14 protein-coding genes are annotated in these 17,565 nt (G+C 72.0%); 8 read left to right on the top strand and 6 right to left on the bottom strand.

Annotated elements, in window-relative coordinates; genetic code table 11:
- Nucleotides 1–1,419, bottom strand: a complete 1,419-nt coding sequence (locus BX285_RS01515) for a glycosyltransferase family 2 protein (protein ID WP_257033045.1) — start codon at nt 1,417–1,419, stop codon at nt 1–3.
- Between the two features lie 436 nt (nt 1,420–1,855).
- On the opposite strand from BX285_RS01515, the gene BX285_RS01510 reads away from it, so the two are divergent.
- The 3 genes from BX285_RS01510 to BX285_RS01500 all read left to right on the top strand — a co-directional run bounded on the left by BX285_RS01510 (nt 1,856) and on the right by BX285_RS01500 (nt 6,539).
- A complete protein-coding gene (locus tag BX285_RS01510; protein ID WP_121174256.1) occupies nt 1,856–3,115 on the top strand; it encodes a GH12 family glycosyl hydrolase domain-containing protein in 1,260 nt (419 codons plus the stop codon).
- A 343-nt stretch (nt 3,116–3,458) separates the two neighbouring features.
- Nucleotides 3,459–4,667, top strand: a complete 1,209-nt coding sequence (locus tag BX285_RS01505; RefSeq protein ID WP_121174255.1) for a LamG domain-containing protein — start codon at nt 3,459–3,461, stop codon at nt 4,665–4,667.
- 186 nt (nt 4,668–4,853) lie between these two features.
- Entirely contained in the window at nt 4,854–6,539 is a 1,686-nt protein-coding gene (locus BX285_RS01500; RefSeq protein ID WP_097236298.1) for a glycosyltransferase family 39 protein, read from the top strand.
- Nucleotides 6,540–6,563: 24 nt separating this feature from the next.
- Here the strand turns inward: BX285_RS01500 and BX285_RS01495 are convergent, their stop codons facing one another.
- Entirely contained in the window at nt 6,564–7,058 is a 495-nt protein-coding gene (locus BX285_RS01495; RefSeq protein ID WP_097236297.1) for a GNAT family N-acetyltransferase, read from the bottom strand.
- 414 nt (nt 7,059–7,472) lie between these two features.
- On the opposite strand from BX285_RS01495, the gene BX285_RS01490 reads away from it, so the two are divergent.
- Nucleotides 7,473–8,429 carry a helix-turn-helix domain-containing protein gene (locus BX285_RS01490; RefSeq protein WP_121174254.1) on the top strand — a complete coding sequence of 319 codons (957 nt, stop codon included), beginning with the start codon at nt 7,473–7,475 and terminating at the stop codon, nt 8,427–8,429.
- Between the two features lie 73 nt (nt 8,430–8,502).
- Here BX285_RS01490 and BX285_RS01485 read toward each other — a convergent pair whose 3' ends face one another.
- From BX285_RS01485 to BX285_RS01470, 4 genes are all read right to left on the bottom strand, one after another.
- Complete coding sequence (locus tag BX285_RS01485; RefSeq protein WP_121177156.1) at nt 8,503–9,288, bottom strand: histidine phosphatase family protein; 786 nt, start codon at nt 9,286–9,288, stop codon at nt 8,503–8,505.
- A 154-nt stretch (nt 9,289–9,442) separates the two neighbouring features.
- Nucleotides 9,443–11,053, bottom strand: a complete 1,611-nt coding sequence (mctP, locus tag BX285_RS01480) for a monocarboxylate uptake permease MctP (protein WP_097236296.1) — start codon at nt 11,051–11,053, stop codon at nt 9,443–9,445.
- Complete coding sequence (locus BX285_RS01475) at nt 11,050–11,313, bottom strand: DUF3311 domain-containing protein (RefSeq protein ID WP_097236295.1); 264 nt, start codon at nt 11,311–11,313, stop codon at nt 11,050–11,052. Before BX285_RS01475 ends, mctP begins: the two co-directional genes overlap by 4 nt.
- Nucleotides 11,314–11,621: 308 nt before the next feature.
- On the bottom strand, nt 11,622–12,413 hold the full coding sequence (locus BX285_RS01470) for a GntR family transcriptional regulator (protein ID WP_259470402.1): 792 nt from the start codon (nt 12,411–12,413) through the stop codon (nt 11,622–11,624).
- A gap of 336 nt (nt 12,414–12,749) precedes the next feature.
- Here BX285_RS01470 and BX285_RS01465 point away from each other — a divergent pair, with 336 nt between their 5' ends.
- From BX285_RS01465 to BX285_RS01450, 4 genes are all read left to right on the top strand, one after another.
- Complete coding sequence (locus BX285_RS01465) at nt 12,750–14,030, top strand: extracellular solute-binding protein (RefSeq protein WP_097236294.1); 1,281 nt, start codon at nt 12,750–12,752, stop codon at nt 14,028–14,030.
- Between the two features lie 90 nt (nt 14,031–14,120).
- Nucleotides 14,121–15,143 carry a carbohydrate ABC transporter permease gene (locus BX285_RS01460; RefSeq protein ID WP_097236293.1) on the top strand — a complete coding sequence of 341 codons (1,023 nt, stop codon included), beginning with the start codon at nt 14,121–14,123 and terminating at the stop codon, nt 15,141–15,143.
- The gene (locus tag BX285_RS01455) at nt 15,140–15,970 is read left to right on the top strand and encodes a carbohydrate ABC transporter permease (RefSeq protein WP_097236292.1); all 831 of its coding nucleotides are present in this window, start codon (nt 15,140–15,142) and stop codon (nt 15,968–15,970) included. The genes BX285_RS01460 and BX285_RS01455 overlap by 4 nt, the downstream gene beginning before the upstream one ends.
- 6 nt (nt 15,971–15,976) lie before the next feature.
- On the top strand, nt 15,977–17,530 hold the full coding sequence (locus BX285_RS01450; RefSeq protein ID WP_097236291.1) for a glycoside hydrolase family 3 protein: 1,554 nt from the start codon (nt 15,977–15,979) through the stop codon (nt 17,528–17,530).
- The last annotated feature ends 35 nt before the right edge of the window (nt 17,531–17,565 follow it).

The raw sequence follows: 17,565 nt of genomic DNA, 5'->3' as shown, positions 1-17,565 counted from the left end.
TCACACTGCTTCCGTGGGCCGCGGCTGGACGAGGACCCGGCCCACGATGGTCGCGTAGAACAGGCCGGAGGCGAGGACGAGGGCGAAGTTCAGCGGGCCCATGGTGAGCATCCGCCAGATGCTCAGCAGCACCCAGAGCAGGGCCGTGCCACCGCCCCAGACGATGACCCCGAGCCAGAACCGGCGGGTCTTGTTCTTCTTGGCGCCGCTGGAGCCGGTCGGCTGCCAGGCCATCCGGTTGCGGCGCACGATGTCCCAGATGGCGAAGACGTGCGCCCAGCCGTACATCATGCGGGCGGCCCAGGCCTCCAGGCGGTACGGGTTGCGGTGCCAGAGCGGGAAGACGACCGTCGCGTAGAGCAGGCCGGGCAGCACGAGCGCGGTGTTCTGCCAGCGGATCAGGTCGGGCCGGGCGAGCAGCAGGACGATCGGGATGAGAGGCGAGACGACGGTGAACAGCGCCGTGTGGATGTAGTAGAAGAACCCGGAGAGGTAGCAGGCCCGGGTGACCGGCCGCAGTTTGGTCTGCCAGAACTTCTTGCTGCCGAGCAGGCTCATCGAGCCGGTGCACCAGCGGTACTGCTGGTTGAAGAAGCCGCCGACGTTGTCCGGGCAGACGCCGGTGGCCAGCGCGATGGGTATGTACTGCAGGTCCCAGCCGAGGCGGCGCAGGTCGAAGCCGGTGTGCACGTCCTCGGAGTGGCCGATCAGCGTGGTGCCGCCGTTCTCCTCCAGCGCGGCGCGCCGGTAGATCGCGCAGCTGCCGACGCAGATGGCGCCGTCGTTGCGCTGCCGGGAGACCTGGACCGTCCGGTAGAACAGCTCCTGGACGGCGCCGGCGCCGCGCTCGATCCAGTTCTGCGAGTCCAGGATGCGGAAGAACTGCGGGGACTGGACGATGCCGAGGCGGGGGTCGGCCTCCAGGTAGGGGAGCATCTCGTTCAGCAGGTCCGGCCTGGGCGCGAAGTCGGCGTCCAGGATGAGGATGTAGTCGCTGTCGGAGTTGCGGAAGCCGAACTGCAGGTTGCCGGCCTTCTTGAACCAGCCGAGCTTGTCGCGGGTGCCGTAGACGAACTCGAAGTCGACGGCCATCTGCGCGAGTTGCGGGCTGTTGCTGTCGTCGAGGACGTACGGGGTGACCTCGCCCGGGTACTGGTCGCGCAGCCGGGCGACGTGCGTCCAGGTGTTGTGCAGCACCTCGATGGGCTCGCCGGCGACGGGCAGGAAGATGTCGACGGTCGGGTACTGCTCCGGCTGCCAGGACTTGACCAGGGCGCGGTGCGCGGCGAGGTCGAAGGTCTGGTTGAAGCCGTGCACCCACCGGGATATCAGGTAGTAGCCGATGGTGAAGGCGAGCGGCGGGAGGAACACGAAGAACCACGGCGTCGCGCTCAGCAGGCCGATCTCGCTGGCCACCATGCAGGCGAAGCTGATGACGGAGAAGCAGGTCAGCACCCAGAGGTTGGTGCGCGCGTACAGGTACTTCTCGGTGTTGTCCGGCGGTTGGGGGAGCAGGCCCCACTGGTTTCGGGCGGCCGGGTCGCGCCGGCTGCGGCGTCGTGAGACGGGCGGTTGACCGCTGCCCGCGAGTCGCGTGCTCTCGGTGACAGTCACGTGCTCTACTCCCCCGAAACCGTATTGGGTCTGAACCGTCCCCGCCCGGTGGCCGTTGTCGGCCGGGCAGCGGGGGGACGCCAGGATCGTACGGGACCGGTCACATCGAGTTCCCTTCCCCCCTCCTCCGTCGGCTCTTCGGAACCGATATCGATTTCCGATCGTGATGTGAACGGGGGTGCTGGTGGCGCACTTGTGTACGGTTTCCGCCCAGCAGCTGAGGACGGTTCGGGGAAAAGTGATGATCATCGAGGACGGGCCGGCCGGGCGCGCGGCACGGGGCCTGAGGGACCGGCAGGGCCGGCGGGGCCTGCGCGGCTTCCGGGCGGCGGCCGCGTTCGGCGCGGTCGCAGCGCTGCTGGCCGGCTGCAGCGGCGAGGTCGGGGCGGTGGAGCAGCCGCCGGCCGCCACGGCGACGGCGGCGGCCGTGCCGGGCCTGTGTTCGACCGTGCAGGAGCCGTTCCCCAAGCTGGCCATGGACGGCGGGTCGAAGGTCCTCGAACCGAACCCGTGGAACACCGCGGGCACGGTCTGCGTGGACCCGGTCGGGGACAACGGGTTCACGGTGTCCCGGATCCGCGACTTCGTCCCGAAGAACCCGCTCGCCCCGGGCGCCTACCCCAACGTCTCCACCGCCCCCGGCGCGAGCGGACTGCCCGTACCGGTCAGCGCCCTCGGCGACGCGACCGCCGACTGGGACGCCAACGGCAGGGTGAGCGGCTCCTTCAACCTCTCCTTCGACCTCTGGTACGGCTCCACCCCCGACAACTGTCTGCCGGGGGACAGCGCCGAACTGATGGTCTGGCTGGACGCCACCGACAACGTGCGCCCGGCCGGCGACAAGGTGGCGGGCGCCCAGCAGTTCGGCGACGCCGACTACGACGTCTACCAGGCGCCGATCACCGGCCCGCACAGCGTGATCAGCTACGTCCGCACCGCGCCGACCCACACCACCCGCGGCCTCGACCTGCGGCTGTTCACCGCCGACGCGATGGCCCGCGGCTACGTCCCCAAGGGCTCCTACCTGTGCCGGGTGCAGGCGGGCTTCGAGGTGTGGAGCGGCGGCACCGGTCTGCGCAGCGAGTCCTTCGCCTTCCACAACCGGATCGGCCTGCCGGCCGGCGAGGTCCCGGCCGGGGCGCCCGGGATCTGCCTGCGGCACGGCGGCGGCGGGCTCGCCGGCACCCCGGTGACCGTCGGCTCCTGCGGCGACCCGGGCGTCTCCACCGGCTGGACGGTCGGCAACGACGGCTCGCTGCGCGGCGGCGCGGCCTGCCTGGCGCCGACCGCCGACCGCAGCGCGGTGACCCTGGCCGAGTGCACCGGCGGCTCCGCGCAGCGCTGGACGCCGGTCGCCGGGCAGCGGCTGAAGCACCCGGACTCGGGCCTGTGCCTGGGCACCGCGGGCGGCGCCCTCGCGGACGGGACGGCGGTGACCTTGCGGCCGTGCGCGGACACGGTCGCGCAGCGCTGGAAGCTGCCGTACAACGGGGTTGCGTGACGGGGCGCGTGACGGGTTGCGGGACGGGTGGTGTGCGTGGTGGTGCGGCGGGCCGCATGCCGCCGAGCCGGGCGGCGCACCGGGCCGCGCGGCAGGCGGCCGTGCCCCGGTTTCCTCTGCGCACCCCCCATGGGCGTGCCGGGGCGGATGCCCTAGCATTCCGGCCATGAGCGATCGACCGGTACCGAGTGGCGAGCCGGGCCAGCCCCCCACGCCACCGCAGCAGGCACCGGCCGGGGGGACCGCTCCGGCCACCGGTGTGCCTCCGCAGTCCCCTAGCGGCGCCTTCGGCCCCGCCTCCGGCTACGGGCCGCCGCCCGGTGCGCCTGCGCAGCCCCAGCAGATGACGCCGTATCCGGCGCCGCAGCCGGTGCCGCCGGTGCCCGGGCCGGTGCCGCCGGGGCCGGTGGCCCCGCAGCCGCAGGGCATACAGCCGCTGCCCGGCCAGCAGCCCGCGCAGCCGCAGCCCGGCCCGCAGCCGCTCGTGCCGCAGCCGCCGGCCGGCCCGCAGGCCTTCCCGCCGGTGCCGCAGTCGGCGCAGCCGGCCCAGGCCGCGCAGCCCGCGCCGCCGTGGCCGCAGCAGGGCGGCTTCCCGCCGCCCGCCGGCCCGACCGGCCCGGCAGGCCCGACCGCTCCGGCCGGCACGCCGGACTGGGAGGCGCTGGCCGAGCAGAACGAGAAGGCCGCCAAGCGCGGCCGCCGGAACAAGCTGATCGGCGCGGCGACCGCCGTCGTCCTGCTGGCCGCGGCCGGCGGGGGCTTCTGGTTCTACCAGCACTCCAAGAACGACAAGAAGACGACCCAGAGCAGCGGCCCGTCGAGCCCGACGACCCCAGGCTCGCCCGGCCCGTCGAGCCCGTCGAGCGCCCCGCCGGTCAAGGGCATCGACAGCCCGCCGACCGTCGGCAGCGTGCCGGCCAAGACCGGCCCGGCGGCGCTCAACCTGGGCGCCGACGCCAAGCCGGGGACGATGGCCGGGTTCTCCGGACAGGTCCTCAAGCTGCCCAGCGGCCAGGACTCCTTCGCCTCGACGACCACCCAGGTCGTCGACGTCAGCAAGAGCTTCACCGTCTCCGCGCGGGTGCTGGTCGACCTGCCCAACGGCAACCGCAGCGCGGTCAGCCAGGGCGACGGCCCGTACTACGCGTGGTCGCTGGGCCGGGCCAACAACAACGGGCACGACCAGTGGTACTTCAAGGTCCAGGTGCCGGGCGGCGGTTCGGCGATCGCCTGGTCCAAGGGCGACGCGACGGTCAACCAGTGGGTGCTGCTGACCGGCGTGTACGACGACCCGTCGGGCCAGCTCACCCTGTACGTCAACGGCGCCCCGCAGTCCTCGGCGAAGTCGGCCGGGGTGCAGCCCAGCGGCACCAACTCCCTGCAGGTGGGGCGGCTGAGCTCCAACTCGCAGTGGGCCGACCCCTGGCACGGCGCGGTCGCCGACATCCAGGCCTGGGGCCAGGTGCTGCCCGAGGCCGACATCGTCAAGATCGTGGCCGGCCCGAGCTCGCCGCCGTCCGTCCCGCCGACGGGCGCCTGGCTCAGCGGCTGAGCCGGCCCGAACGCGGCTGAGCCCGGCCGGTCCCGGTCGAACTGAGCCGTGCGGGGGCCGGGGCCGGCCCTCCCGAACCTCCGGCCGCCGCCCCCGGCAGTGTGGGGCGGCGGCCGAAGCACGCCCCGGAGCGTGCGTCCGCCAGGACGCGTCCGGACGTGAAGTCCCAGATGAGGAGCAGTACTGATGAGCGCGGACGGCCGCTGGATCCGGCCCCACTCCACCCGCAAGCCCGTCCTGGGCGGGGCCCGGCGGGGCGGGGTGGGTCTCGGTGAGCGCGACCGCACGGCCGCGGTGCCCGCACAGCCCTACCAGGCCGACCGGCGCCGCCGCCGGCCCGGCCCGCTGCCGGTGCCGCACCCGGCCCGCCCGGCGCTGCGCGCGGACTGGCTGCCGTTGCTGGCCGTGCTGCTGGTGCAGGGCGCGCTCTCGTACCACCTGATCCTCAGCAACACCGCCTTCATCGACGAGGGCACCTACATCTACGCCGGCTACCAGGAGATCGCGCACCTGCGGCACGGCACCCCGGTGTCCACGTACGAGACCTTCTTCTCCGGCTCCCCGCTGATCTACCCGGTGGTGGTGGCCGTCGCGGACTTCGTCGGCGGGCTGAACGGCGCCCGGCTGCTGAGCCTGGCGTTCATGCTCTCCGCCACCGTGGCCGTCCACCTGGCGACCCGGCGGCTGTACGGCTCGCTCGCGGCGTTCGGCGCGGCGGCGGCCTTCGTGGCGCTCGGCCCCACCCAGTTCCTGGGCGGCCTGGCCACCTACGACGCGATGGCGCTGGCGATCCTCGCCTGGGCCGGGTACTTCGCGGTGCGGCTGACCACCGGCGGCGGCTACCCGAGCCTGGTCGCCTCCGGGCTGCTGCTGGCTCTGGCCGGCGCCACCAAGTACGCCGCGCTGCTCTGGGTGCCGGTGGTCGCGGGCATCGCGGTGCTGGCCGGGCCGCGCGGCTCGCTGCGCAGCTGGGAGGCCTGGCGGCGCGGGCTGCTGGTGCTGCTCACCTTCGTGGTGGCGGTCGGCGCGGCGGCGCTGGCGGCCGGCGAGCGCTACGTCAACGGCTTCAACCACACCACGCTCAAGCGCGCCCCCGGCCATGACGCTTACTCGTACGTGGCCTCGGAGGCGGCCCGCTGGGTCGGCCCGCTGCTGGTGGTGGCGCTGGTCGGGGTGGTGGCGCAGCTGGTGCGGGCGCGCCGGCGCGGCGGGGCGGCCTGGCCCGAGTTCTGGCTGGCGCTGCTGCTGCTGGCGGCCGGTCTGCTCGCTCCGGTGAACCAGATCCGCATCCACACCTGGCTGTCGCTGCAGAAGCACGTCGACTTCGGTGCCTGGTTCTCCTGCATGGTGGTGGGCCTGGTGCTGGCCCGGGTGGTGCTGTGGCTGAAGGGGCGGTTGCACCTGGTGGCCGGGGTGGCGGCCGCGGCCCTGGTGGTCGGGCCGCTGGCCTGGGTGGGCGCGGCGCAGGGCCGGGAGATGTACGGCGAGTGGTCGAACTCGGAGGAGTTCGTCGCCGCGCTGGAGCCGTACGTCGTCAAGGGCGAGGACCGGTACCTGGTCGAGAACTACAACGTGCCCGCGTACTACCTGCGCAAGCAGAGCAACTGGCAGCAGTGGCACGACCTGGTGGCGGTCTTCCGCCGCGACCCGGCCACCGGCCAGATGCAGAACGGGGTGCCCGCGATCCAGGCCGGGATCCAGGCGCACGAGTGGAAGGTCGTGGTGCTGGACTTCACCCAGACCGCGGCCATCGACAAGGCGATCCAGCCGACGCTGAAGGCGGCCGGGTACCGGGTGGCGACCGTGGTGAAGAGCGGCGAGCACGGCCGGTACACCGTCTACGTGGCGCCGGGGTACGACAGGAAGCCGTGACGGGCGCCCGGTGGTGACGGGTCCTCAGAACGCCAGGGTGTAGACCATCAGGTCCATCCCCGGGTAGGGCGCCCAGTCCCGCTCGGGGGTGCGCCGGAAGCCGACCCGCTCGTAGATCCGGTGGGCGGCCTTCATCTCCGGGCGGGTGGAGAACGCCATGCCGTCCAGGCCGAGTTCGCGGCTGCGGGCGAGCGAGGCGCGCACCAGCGCCTCGCCGACGCCCCGGCCGCGGGAGGCCCCGGCGGTGGCGAGCATGCGGATCTCGCCCTCGCGCGGGGTGGCGATGTCCGCCCACTCGGTGCCGCCGACGGCGAAGGTCACGCAGCCGAGGACCCGCCCGGTGACCGGGTCGACCGCGACCAGGAGTTCGGCCTCCCGGGCCCGGCGGGCGGCGTCGCGCAGGTGCTCGACGTAGCTGCTCCCGGGCGAGGTGAAGCCGCCGCCGACGAAGGCCTCGACGGTGATGCGGCCGGCGTCTTCGAGGTCCTCCGGAAGGGCCTGGCGGATGAGGTAGTCCATGCGGTCAGTGTGCCGGAGCCGGGCGCGGCGGGAAGATCCGGGGTCGAACGGGCCGCGGGGGCGGCCGGTGCGGCGGGCGCGGCCGGTGCGGCCGGTGCGGCCGGTGCGGCGGGCACGGTGCCGTGCAGCCGCTCGGGTCGGCCGGGGTCGGCCGGGTAGCCGCCCGGGCGGTGGTAGTTGTCGCGCCCGGCCGCCGGGCCGCGGGAGACCTCGCGGCCGATCAGCACGCCGAGCAGGCCGAAGCCGCCGACGGCTCCGGCCAGGGCGAGTGCGCCGGAAAGGATGTCGCTGTCCATGGCGTCCACTCTGGCCGGGCGGGCCGGCGCCCACGAGTGGCAGGAATGACCGATTGCCTCGAAATCCTGCCACCGGGCGTCTTCCGCCGGAGCGGGCGCCCGGGGCATCCTGGACGGCGTGCTGAAGAACGTGGTCGCGGTGGTGCTGGAGGAGATCCACCCCTTCGAACTGGGCGTGGCCTGCGAGGTGTTCGGCCTCGACCGCACCGCCGAAGGGCTGCCCGGCTACGACTTCGCGATCGCCGGCGCCCGTCCGGGCCCGCACGCCACCCACGCCGGCTTCGCCGTCGACGTCCCGTACGGCCCCGAGCGGCTGGCCGGGGCCGACCTCGCGGTGGTCACCGCGGCGGCGATCCGGCGCGAGTACCCCGAGCCGCTGCTGGCGGCGCTGCGCGGGGTGGTGGCGGCCGGCGGCCGGGTGCTGTCCATCTGCAGCGGCGCCTTCGTCCTGGGCGCCGCCGGGCTGCTGGACGGCCGCCGCTCGGCGACCCACTGGCGGCACAGCGAGCAGCTGGCGGCGCGCTTCCCGCTGACCACGGTCGAGCAGGACGTGCTGTACGTGGACGACGACCCGGTGATCACCTCGGCCGGGACGGCGGCCGGCATCGACGCCTGCCTGCACCTGGTCCGCAAGGTCCAGGGCGCCGAGGTGGCCCGGGAGATCGCCCGGCGGATGGTGGTCGCGCCGCACCGGGAGGGCGGGCAGGCCCAGTTCGTGAACCGGCCGCTGCCCGAGGGCGACGGCGACTCGCTGGCCCCGCTGCTCGACTGGATGCGCCACCACCTGGACGAGGAGGCCACCGTCGAGCAGCTGGCCGCCCGGGCGCTGATGTCGCCGCGCACCTTCGCCCGCCGCTTCCAGCAGGAGACCGGCACCACCCCGCACCGCTGGCTGACCGGGCAGCGGGTGCTGCTCGCCCAGCGGCTGCTGGAGTCCACCACCGAGTCGGTGGACGCGATCGCCGCCCGCTGCGGCTTCGGCAACGCCGCCGCGCTGCGGCACCACTTCGGCCGGCGGCTGGGCACCACGCCGCTGGCGTACCGGCGCTGCTTCGCCGACCCGGGCCTGAGCTGACCGGCGCCCGGGCTGACCGGTGCCTGAGCTGACCGGTGCCTGAGCTGACCGGCACCGCACATGTGGCGGACCGTCAGGCCACTTCGGCCGTCAGGTGGTCGACGCCGTTCCAGCCGTCCGGGCGCAGCCGCCCGTCCCGGGCCCGCCAGAGGCTGGTGGAACAGTTGTGCACCGGCCCGAGCGCGGTGAGCTCCGCCTCGTCGAGCCGGTCCAGCGCGTAGCGGAGCATGAGCACCGTGCAGTCGTGCGCGACCAGCAGGACGGGCCGTCCGGCGTCTTCCTCGCAGACGTCCCGCAGCAGGCTGCGCACCCGCAGCGCGACGTCGGCCCAGGACTCGCCGCCGGGCGGGCGGTAGTAGAGCTCGCCCATCTTGCGCCGCCTGGCTGCTTCCTCCGGGTACTTGGCCTCGATGGCGGCCCTGGGCAGCATCTCCAGGATGCCGAGCTCGCGGTCGCGCAGCCGCTCGTCGTAGCGGACGGGCAGCGAGGCGGGGACGGCGCCGAGCCCGGCGGCCCGGGCGATCGCGACTCTGGCGGTCTCGGCGGTGCGCAGGTACGGCGAGCACCAGACGCTGCGCGGGCGGTCGACACCGGGCAGTTCGGCCCACCAGCGGCCGAGCGCCCGGGCCTGCCGGCGGCCGCGCCGCGACAGCGGGATGTCGGCGTCGCGGCAGCTGATCGGGACGCTGAGCGCGCCGGTGGCCTCGGCGAGCTGGAACTCGACGTTGGCGGTGGACTCGCCGTGCCGGGTCGCGATCAGCAGCGAGGGCAGCCTGGTGGCCGCCGCCGAGCCGTTGGCGCCGAGCGGGTTCAGGGTGGACTGGTGCTTGCCGTTGAGGGTGGTGCCGAGTTCTGCCATGGCCGCGAGCTCCCCGTGGTCGATCAGGTTCCGGCCGGTTGCCGGTCCGGTCTGGTGCTGCCCGGCGTGCACGCCTGTTCATACATATGATCGCGCCGCCTCCTCCAGTGTTCACGGAGAAGGCGGCGCGATCACAGGGCGCGTACGGCGCGAATCAGTGCGCCGCTACGGGCTCCGGCGCGTTCTCCGGCTCGTCGTCGCCGGCGTCGGCGCTGTAGTCGGAGGGCTTGGTCTCGTCCGGGAGGTCGGGCGCCTTGACCGCCCGCAGCACCAGGGTGAGCGCCACCGCGATGATCAGGTTCAGCGCGAAGGCGGTCAGGCCGATGTAGCCGATCTCGCCGATGCCGGGGATCTCGGCCGCGTTGCCGCCGAAGTGCTTGGTCGCCTTGCTGGAGATCCCGTACGCCGTCCAGGTTCCGTAGACCATGCCGGCCGCCCAGCCGGCGAACAGCGCCCAGTGGTGGAACCAGCGGGTGAACAGGCCGCCGACGATCGCCACGAAGGTCTGCAGGATCCACAGGCCGCCCAGCAGCTGGAGGTTGATCGCGGCCTGCTTGTCCATGCCGAGCACGAAGACCAGCGCGCCGACCTTCACCAGCAGCGAAACCAGCTTGGCGATCCGGGTCTCGTCGGCGGGGGTGGCGGCGGGCTTGAGCCACTCCTTGTAGACGTTGCGGGTGAAGAGGTTGGCCGCGGCGATGGACATGATGGCGGCCGGCACCAGCGCGCCGATCCCGATCGCGGCGAAGGCCACGCCGGTGAACCAGTCCGGGAACATGCTCGCGAACAGCTGCGGCACCGAGAGCTGGGAGTTGTAGCCCTTGACGCCGTTGCCGATGCCCGCCGCCACCGCCATGAAGCCGAGCAGGGCCAGCAGGCCCAGCATCAGCGAGTACGCGGGCATGATCGCCATGTTGCGGCGCACGGTGTTGCGGGACTTGGAGGCCAGCACGCCGGTGACCGAGTGCGGGTACATGAACAGCGCCATCGCCGAGCCGAGGCCGAGCGTGGCGTACGTCCACTGCTTGTTGTCCGGGAGGGTCAGCGATCCGGCCTTGGCCTCCTTGAAGTGCTGGGCGGCCGAGTCGAAGATGTGCCCGTAGCCGCCGAGACGGATCGGGATGTAGATCACCGCGACGATGATCACGATGTAGACCAGGGCGTCCTTGACGAAGGCGATCAGCGCCGGGGCGCGCAGGCCGGAGGAGTAGGTGTAGGCGGCCAGCACGCCGAAGGCGATGAACAGCGGCAGGTCCTTGACGAACCAGTTGGCGTTCTCCCCGCCGCCGAGCCCCAGCACGTCCAGCACCGCCTGGATGCCGACGAGCTGCAGGGCGATGTACGGCATGGTGGCCAGGATCCCGGTCAGCGCCACCACCAGGGACAGCGGCCGCGAGCCGTACCGGCCGCGCACGAAGTCGGCCGGGGTCACGTAGCCGTGCACCCGGGAGACCGACCAGAGCCGGGGCAGGAAGAGGAAGACCAGCGGGTAGGCGATGATCGTGTACGGCACCGCGAAGAAGCCCGCCGCGCCGCTCGCGTACACCGCCGCCGGGACGGCGACGAAGGTGTACGCGGTGTAGAGGTCGCCGCCGAGCAGGAACCAGGTCACCCAGGTCCCGAAGCTGCGCCCGCCCAGGCCCCACTCGTCCAGGTGCGCCGCGTCGCCGGCGCGGCGCCAGCGCGAGGCGAGGAAGCCCATCACGGTGACCAGGGCGAAGAACAGCACGAAGACCACGAGGGCCGGCACGTTGACGTCCTTCATCGCGCACCGCCCTTCCGGGCCGCCTTGCGGGCCTTCTCGTCCCGGTTGATCAACAGGTAGGCGGCGACGGTGAAGACCGCCGAGGCCGGCACCCAGAGCAGCTGGTACCAGTAGAAGAACGGCATCCCGCCCACGGCCGGGTCCGTCTTGTCGTACGAGGGCACCCAGAGCATCGCGACGATCGGCACGAGCAGGGCGAGAGCGGCCAGCACGCGCTCGGGCGTCACCGCCGGGACGGGCGTCCCCGGTGGCTCGGGCATGACATTTTCCAGGGCATCGGGATCAGACGGCATTGCGGCTCCGCTCCGGAGGGTTCCCCGTCGGCGCCGCAGCCCCGGCGGCGTGGCGCGCCCCCGTGAGCCCGCCGAGCAGCACCATCGGTGATCGGCAGTCAGTATGGGTGCGCAATCTAGAGCATGGGGTGATCCATGTCACCGGAAATGACGGAACTTCCCGTCATCCGGACGCCACCGGGCGGATTTCGGAGGCGGAGGCGCGAAAAGGCACCGGCGCGCGGGTCGCGTGCGCCGGTGCCCAGGGGTGCGGTGGGGGAGTGCGAACTCTCCGGTTACTCGGGGCGCTTCAGCCGGGTGATGAACTTGTAGCGGTCGCCCCGGTAGATGGAGCGGACCCACTCGACCGGGTCGCCCTCGGCGTCGAAGGAGTGCCGGGACAGCTGGAGCATCGGCAGGCCGAGGTCGGAGCCGAGCAGGCCGGCCTCGCGCGGGTTGGCCAGGGTGGTCTCGATGGTCTCCTCGGCCTCGGCCACGGTGACCCCGTACACCTCGCGCAGCGCCGCGTACAGCGAGTTGTGCTTGGCCAGGTTGCGGCGCAGGGCGGGGAAGCGCTTGGCGGACAGGTGGGCGACCTCGATGGCCATCGGGTCGCCGTTGGCCAGGCGCAGCCGCTCGATCCGCAGCACGCGGCCGCCCGGCTTGATGTCGAGGAGCGGGGCGAGCCGGTCGTCGGCGGTGATGTAGCCGATCTCGATCAGCCGGGAGGTGGGCTCCAGGCCCTGGGCCCGCATGTCCTCGGTGTAGGAGGTGAGCTGCAGGGCCTGGGCGACCTTGGGCTTGGCGACGAAGGTGCCCTTGCCCTGGATGCGCTCCAGCCGGCCCTCGACGACCAGCTCCTGCAGGGCCTGACGGACGGTGGTGCGCGAGGTGTCGAACTGGGCGGCCAGCGCGCGCTCGGGCGGGACCGGGGTGCCGGCGGGCTGGGTCTCGGTGAGCTGCAGCAGGTGGCGCTTGAGGCCGTAGTACTTGGGGACGCGCGCGGTCGGGTCGGCGCCGGTCTGCGTCGGGAGGTTCTTCACCTCGGGGTCGTCGGCCTGGGCGGTGGTTCCCCCGTCGCTGCTCATCGGACCTGTTCTCCCGCTTCTCGCGGGGCCTTCACAAGCCCCGCCACATCGTTAACGGGTCACATCGTTGCATGTATGGCTACGGAACGAATACCTCATCACGCGATGAACGATGTGCGGTGTCGGCTTGATAACGGGTGGTCGAGATCGGTCGAGCAGCCGTTGACAGGCCCATTGGTCTAGGCCAAGCTCCAGGCATCTGGTCTACACCACTAGGCCGGTCACTACGAATCCCCCACCCGTTCGAAGGGGTCCGCGGCGCCATTTCCCCCGCTTTGTGTGGGTCTGCCGCAGCCGCCCGACGGGGGTAACCCAGGCATCCCTCAGGAGGATGGCGTGAAGCGTCAGCTCATCGCGGCGGTCGGCGTCGCAGCAATGGTCGTCGGCCTGGCGGCCTGTGGCTCGGACGGCAAGAGCGACGACAGCAAGAACGGTTCGTCCTCGGCGGCCAAGAACTACGACGGCAAGACCCTCACCGTGTGGCTGATGGACGGCTCCGCCCCCAAGGGCTGGGAGGACAGCGTCAAGGCCGACTTCGCCGCCGCCTACCCGGGTGCCAAGCTCGACGTCCAGACCCAGAAGTGGAACGGCATCGGCCAGAAGGTCACCGCCGCGCTCTCCGAGGGCTCGGTCGACGTCCTGGAGATCGGCAACACCCAGACGGCGGGCTACGCGGCCACCGGCGGTCTGCTCGACATCACCAAGGACAAGAACGACCTGGGCGGCGCCGACTGGGCCGCCAACCTGAACGAGTCCTCGATCCTCGACGGCAAGCAGTACGCCGCCCCGTGGTACTTCACCAACCGCGTGGTGACCTATAACAAGGACATCTGGACCAAGGCCGGCATCACCGCCGCGCCGAAGACCCTGGACGAGTTCTACGCCGACCTGGACAAGGTCAAGACCGTCCAGGGCGTCACCGACCCGCTCTACATGCCCGGCCAGGAGTGGTACGTCTACTTCGGCCTGCTGACCAGCGAGGGCGGCAAGCTCGCCAAGAAGGACGGCGACAAGTGGGTCGGCGGCCTGTCGACCCCCGAGGGCCAGAAGGCCTTCGAGACCTTCAAGAAGCTGCAGAGCTACTCCTCCACCGCCCCGAAGGACAAGGACGAGGCCACCCCGCAGCAGAAGGACGTCTTCGCCAAGGGCGACATCGGCACCATCATCGGTCTCGGCTGGGAGGTCCCGAAGCCCGAGGAGCTGGCCGCCGACAAGATCGGCTACTTCCCGCTCCCCGGCAAGACCGCGGACAAGCCGTCCAGCGTCTTCCTCGGCGGCTCGAACCTGGCGATCGCCCAGCAGACCAAGAACCCCGAGCTCGCCAAGGGCTTCCTGAAGATCGCCCTCAACGACAAGAACGAGGGCCTGTTCGCCGCCTCCGGCTCCATCCCGAACAAGACCGCCCTCAACAGCAAGGTCGCCGGCGACTTCGCCAAGGCCGCCCTGCCGGCCTCCGCCAACGGCGCGGTCACCCCGAACGTCGCGACCTGGACCAACGTCGAGAACGAGCCGAACCCGATCAAGGACTTCCTGACCTCGGCGCTGACCGGCGACTACGCCGCCGCGGCCAAGAAGGCCGACGACGAGATCGCGAAGCGTCTCAACACCAAGCAGTAAGCAGTCGAGCGGCGTCGCTCACCGGCTCCCGGCGGGGGGCCGGTGGGCGGCGCCCGTCCGTCGTGGTCGGGTTGTGAGGAAGAGGGAACGATGGCTGTGCATTCGGACCGGGTGCGGACACAGTCCCCGGAGACAGGCAAGGCCGTCGCGGTCGGCACTGACGTGACGGCCGGCGGCGCCGGAAGCACTCCGAAGAGGACCGGCAGAACCGCCGGCGAACCGGGCCTCGGCGCCCGTCTCGCGCCGTACCTGCTGCTGCTGCCGGCCACCGTGGCCACCGTCGGCCTGCTCGGCTGGCCGCTGCTGAAGACGGTCCTGCTGTCGTTCCAGAACCTCAACAAGCGGCAGTTCATCCAGCACCTGACCGAGTGGAACGGCTTCGACAACTACAAGGAGCAGCTGACCGACTCGCAGTTCTGGACGGTCACCGGCCGGACGATCGGCTTCACCGCGGTCAACGTGGTGCTGATCATGGTCGGCGGCACCCTGGTCGGCCTGCTGCTCAACCGCCTCGGCAAGGTGATGCGGCTGCTGCTGTCGGTGGCGCTGGTCCTCGCCTGGGCGATGCCGGTGGTCGCCGCGACCACCGTCTACACCTGGCTCTTCGACCAGAACTTCGGCGTCGTCAACTGGTTCCTGGACCAGCTGGGCTGGCACTCGATGGCCCACTTCAACTGGTACAGCGGCGAGTACTCGACCTTCTTCGTGGTCGTGCTGCTGATCGTGTGGATGTCGATCCCGTTCGTGGCGTTCAACATGTACGCCGCGCTGACCACGATCCCCAGGGAGCTCTACGAGGCGGCCCGGATGGACGGCGCCGGCCCGGTCAAGATCTTCACCGCGGTGGTCTTCCCCAGCCTGAAGCCGTTCTTCCTGGCCACGACCTTCCTGGAGATCATCTGGGTCTTCAAGGCCTTCACCCAGGTCTACCTGATCAACCACGGCGGGCCGGACGGGCTCACCCGCACGCTGCCGGTGCACGCCTTCCTGGAGGGCATCGGCGCCCAGCGCTTCGGGGCGGGCTCCGCGATCGCGGTGCTCACCATCCTGATGCTGGCCGCGCTGATGTCGTACTACTTCCGCATCATCCTGAAGCAGGAGGACGAGCTGTGAGGCGCTCGCTCATCGGACGTACCTGGCCGAACGTGATCGCGGTCGTCCTCTTCGTCTTCTTCATCTTCCCCGTCTACTGGATGATCTCCACGTCCTTCAAGCAGGACAAGGACATCATCAGCAGGACCCCGGTCTTCCTCCCGCTGGACGCGACCCTCGACCACTTCGACCGGGCCGTCCACGCCGACAACTTCTGGACGTACGTCGCCAACAGCCTCACGGTGACCGTCGGCGCGGTGGTCATCTCGCTGGTGATCGCGACCCTGGCGTCCTTCGCCGTCGCCCGGATGAAGTTCCGCGGCCGCAAGTCCTTCGTACTGGTCATCATGGTGGCCCAGATGGCGCCGTGGGAGGTCATGACCATCGGCGTCTACATGCTCTCCCGCGACAACGACCTGCTGAACAGCCTGCTCCCGCTCACCGCCTTCTACATGATGATGGTGCTGCCCTTCACCATCTGGACGCTGCGCGGATTCATCGCCGCGGTGCCCAAGGAGCTGGAGGAGTCGGCCATGGTGGACGGCTGCACGCGCAGCCAGGCCTTCCTGAAGGTGATCTTCCCGCTGCTGGCCCCCGGCCTGATGTCGACCTCGCTGTTCGGCTTCGTCACCGCGTGGAACGAGTTCCCGCTCGTCCTGTGGCTGAACAAGAAGCCCGACAGCCAGACCCTGCCGCTGTGGCTGTCCTCGTTCCAGACCAACTTCGGCACCGACTGGGGCGCGACCATGGCCGCGTCGACCCTCTTCGCGGTGCCGATCCTGATCCTGTTCCTCTTCCTGCAGCGCAAGGCGGTCGGCGGTCTGACCGACGGCGCCGTGAAGGGCTGAGCCATCGTGAGCATCCTCGTTCCCACCGTTCCGGACAGCGACCAGCTGCACCGCGATGCCCTGACCGTCCTGCAGCCCGGCTTCGTCGGCACCGAGCCGCCGCCGTGGGTGCTGCGCCACCTCGCCGCCGGGCTCGGCTCCGTCGCGCTGTTCGACCGCAACGTGGTCGACCTCGACCAGCTCTCCGCGCTCACCCGGGCGCTGCGCGCCGAGAACCCCGACCTCCTGATCGCCATCGACGAGGAGAGCGGCGACGTCACCCGGCTGGAGGCGGGCTCCGGCTCCTCCTGGCCCGGGAACCTCGCCCTCGGCGCGATCGACGACCCGGCGCTGACCCGGGACGTCGCCCGCGAGCTGGGCCGGGCGCTGGCCGCGGCCGGCGTCAACTACAACTGGGCGCCCACCGCGGACGTCAACTCCAACCCGCGCAACCCGGTCATCGGCGTCCGCTCCTTCGGCGCCGACCCCGAGCTGTGCGCCCGGCACACCGCCGCCTGGGTCGAGGGCCTGCAGTCGGCCGGCGTGGCCGCCTGCTCCAAGCACTTCCCCGGCCACGGTGACACCGCGGTGGACTCGCACCACGGCCTGCCGGTCATCGACGTCGACCTGGACGTGCTGCGGGCCCGCGACCTGATCCCGTTCCAGGCGGCGATCGCGGCCGGCACCAAGGCCGTGATGACCGCCCACATCATGATCCCGGCGCTGGACCCGAAGCTGCCGGCCACCCTGAGCCCGACCGTGCTGCGCGACCTGCTGCGCGCCGCCCCCGCCGACGGCGGCCTCGGCTACCAGGGCCTGATCGTCAGCGACGCGATCGAGATGGGCGCCATCGCCGACACCTTCGGGATGGGCGAGGGCACCGTGCTGGCCCTGGCGGCCGGTGCGGACGCGATCTGCGTCGGCGGCGGGCTGGCCGACGAGGAGACGGTGCTGATGCTGCGCGACGCCATCGTCGCGGGCGTGCGGGCCGGCCGGCTGGACGAGGAGCGGCTGGCGGACGCTGCCGCCCGGGTGCGGACGCTGGGCAGCTGGGGCCGGATCTCGGCCCAGGGCGAGCGCCCGGAGCCGGACCTGGCGGTCGGCCTGCGGGCCGCGCGCCGGGCGTTGCGGGTGGTTCGGGCGCCGGGCCGGGTGGCGCCCCCGGTGAGCGAGCGCCCGTACGTGGCCTCCTTCTCGGACGAGCCGAACATCGCCGTCGGCGACGTCACCCCGTGGGGCGTGGCGGGCATGCTGGCGGACCGCTTCCCCGGCACCCGCACCCGCGAGGTGTCGGCGGCCGAGGCGACCCCCGAGCTGCTGGACGCCCTGGTCGGCGAGCTGGTGGCGGAGGCCGAGGGCCGTCGCCTGGTGCTGGTGGTGCGGGACGCGCACCGGTACGCGTGGATGTCCGCCGTGCTGAGCCGCCTGGTGGCGGCCCGGCCGGACGCCGCGGTGGTGGAGATGGGGCTGCCCCAGTCCGAGCCGGTCGGCGCGCTCCACATCGCCACCCACGGCGCCGCCCGGGTCTGCGGGCTGGCGGCCGTGGAGGTGCTGACCGGGCAGTACGGGGCGATCGCCTGAGAACCGGGCTCCGGGCCCGTCGTGCGCCACGCGCA

This window comes from Streptomyces sp. 1114.5 (assembly GCF_003635085.1).
Taxonomy (GTDB): Bacteria; Actinomycetota; Actinomycetes; order Streptomycetales; family Streptomycetaceae; genus Kitasatospora.
The sequence above is the reverse complement of the archived record's forward strand: the minus strand, read 5'-3'. Positions and strand labels throughout refer to the sequence as shown.

What these genes read in the sequence shown, in the direction of transcription:
- mctP (WP_097236296.1), bottom strand. Translation starts at nt 11,053, where the DNA reads ATGAAGGACGTCAACGTGCCGGCCCTCGTGGTCTTCGTGCTGTTCTTC.
- BX285_RS01515 (WP_257033045.1), bottom strand. Translation starts at nt 1,419, where the DNA reads ATGGTGGCCAGCGAGATCGGCCTGCTGAGCGCGACGCCGTGGTTCTTC.
- BX285_RS01460 (WP_097236293.1), top strand. Translation starts at nt 14,121, where the DNA reads ATGGCTGTGCATTCGGACCGGGTGCGGACACAGTCCCCGGAGACAGGC.
- BX285_RS01485 (WP_121177156.1), bottom strand. Translation starts at nt 9,288, where the DNA reads ATGGCAGAACTCGGCACCACCCTCAACGGCAAGCACCAGTCCACCCTG.
- BX285_RS01505 (WP_121174255.1), top strand. Translation starts at nt 3,459, where the DNA reads ATGACGCCGTATCCGGCGCCGCAGCCGGTGCCGCCGGTGCCCGGGCCG.
- BX285_RS01470 (WP_259470402.1), bottom strand. Translation starts at nt 12,413, where the DNA reads ATGAGCAGCGACGGGGGAACCACCGCCCAGGCCGACGACCCCGAGGTG.
- BX285_RS01500 (WP_097236298.1), top strand. Translation starts at nt 4,854, where the DNA reads ATGAGCGCGGACGGCCGCTGGATCCGGCCCCACTCCACCCGCAAGCCC.
- BX285_RS01510 (WP_121174256.1), top strand. Translation starts at nt 1,856, where the DNA reads ATGATCATCGAGGACGGGCCGGCCGGGCGCGCGGCACGGGGCCTGAGG.
- BX285_RS01495 (WP_097236297.1), bottom strand. Translation starts at nt 7,058, where the DNA reads ATGGACTACCTCATCCGCCAGGCCCTTCCGGAGGACCTCGAAGACGCC.
- BX285_RS01475 (WP_097236295.1), bottom strand. Translation starts at nt 11,313, where the DNA reads ATGCCCGAGCCACCGGGGACGCCCGTCCCGGCGGTGACGCCCGAGCGC.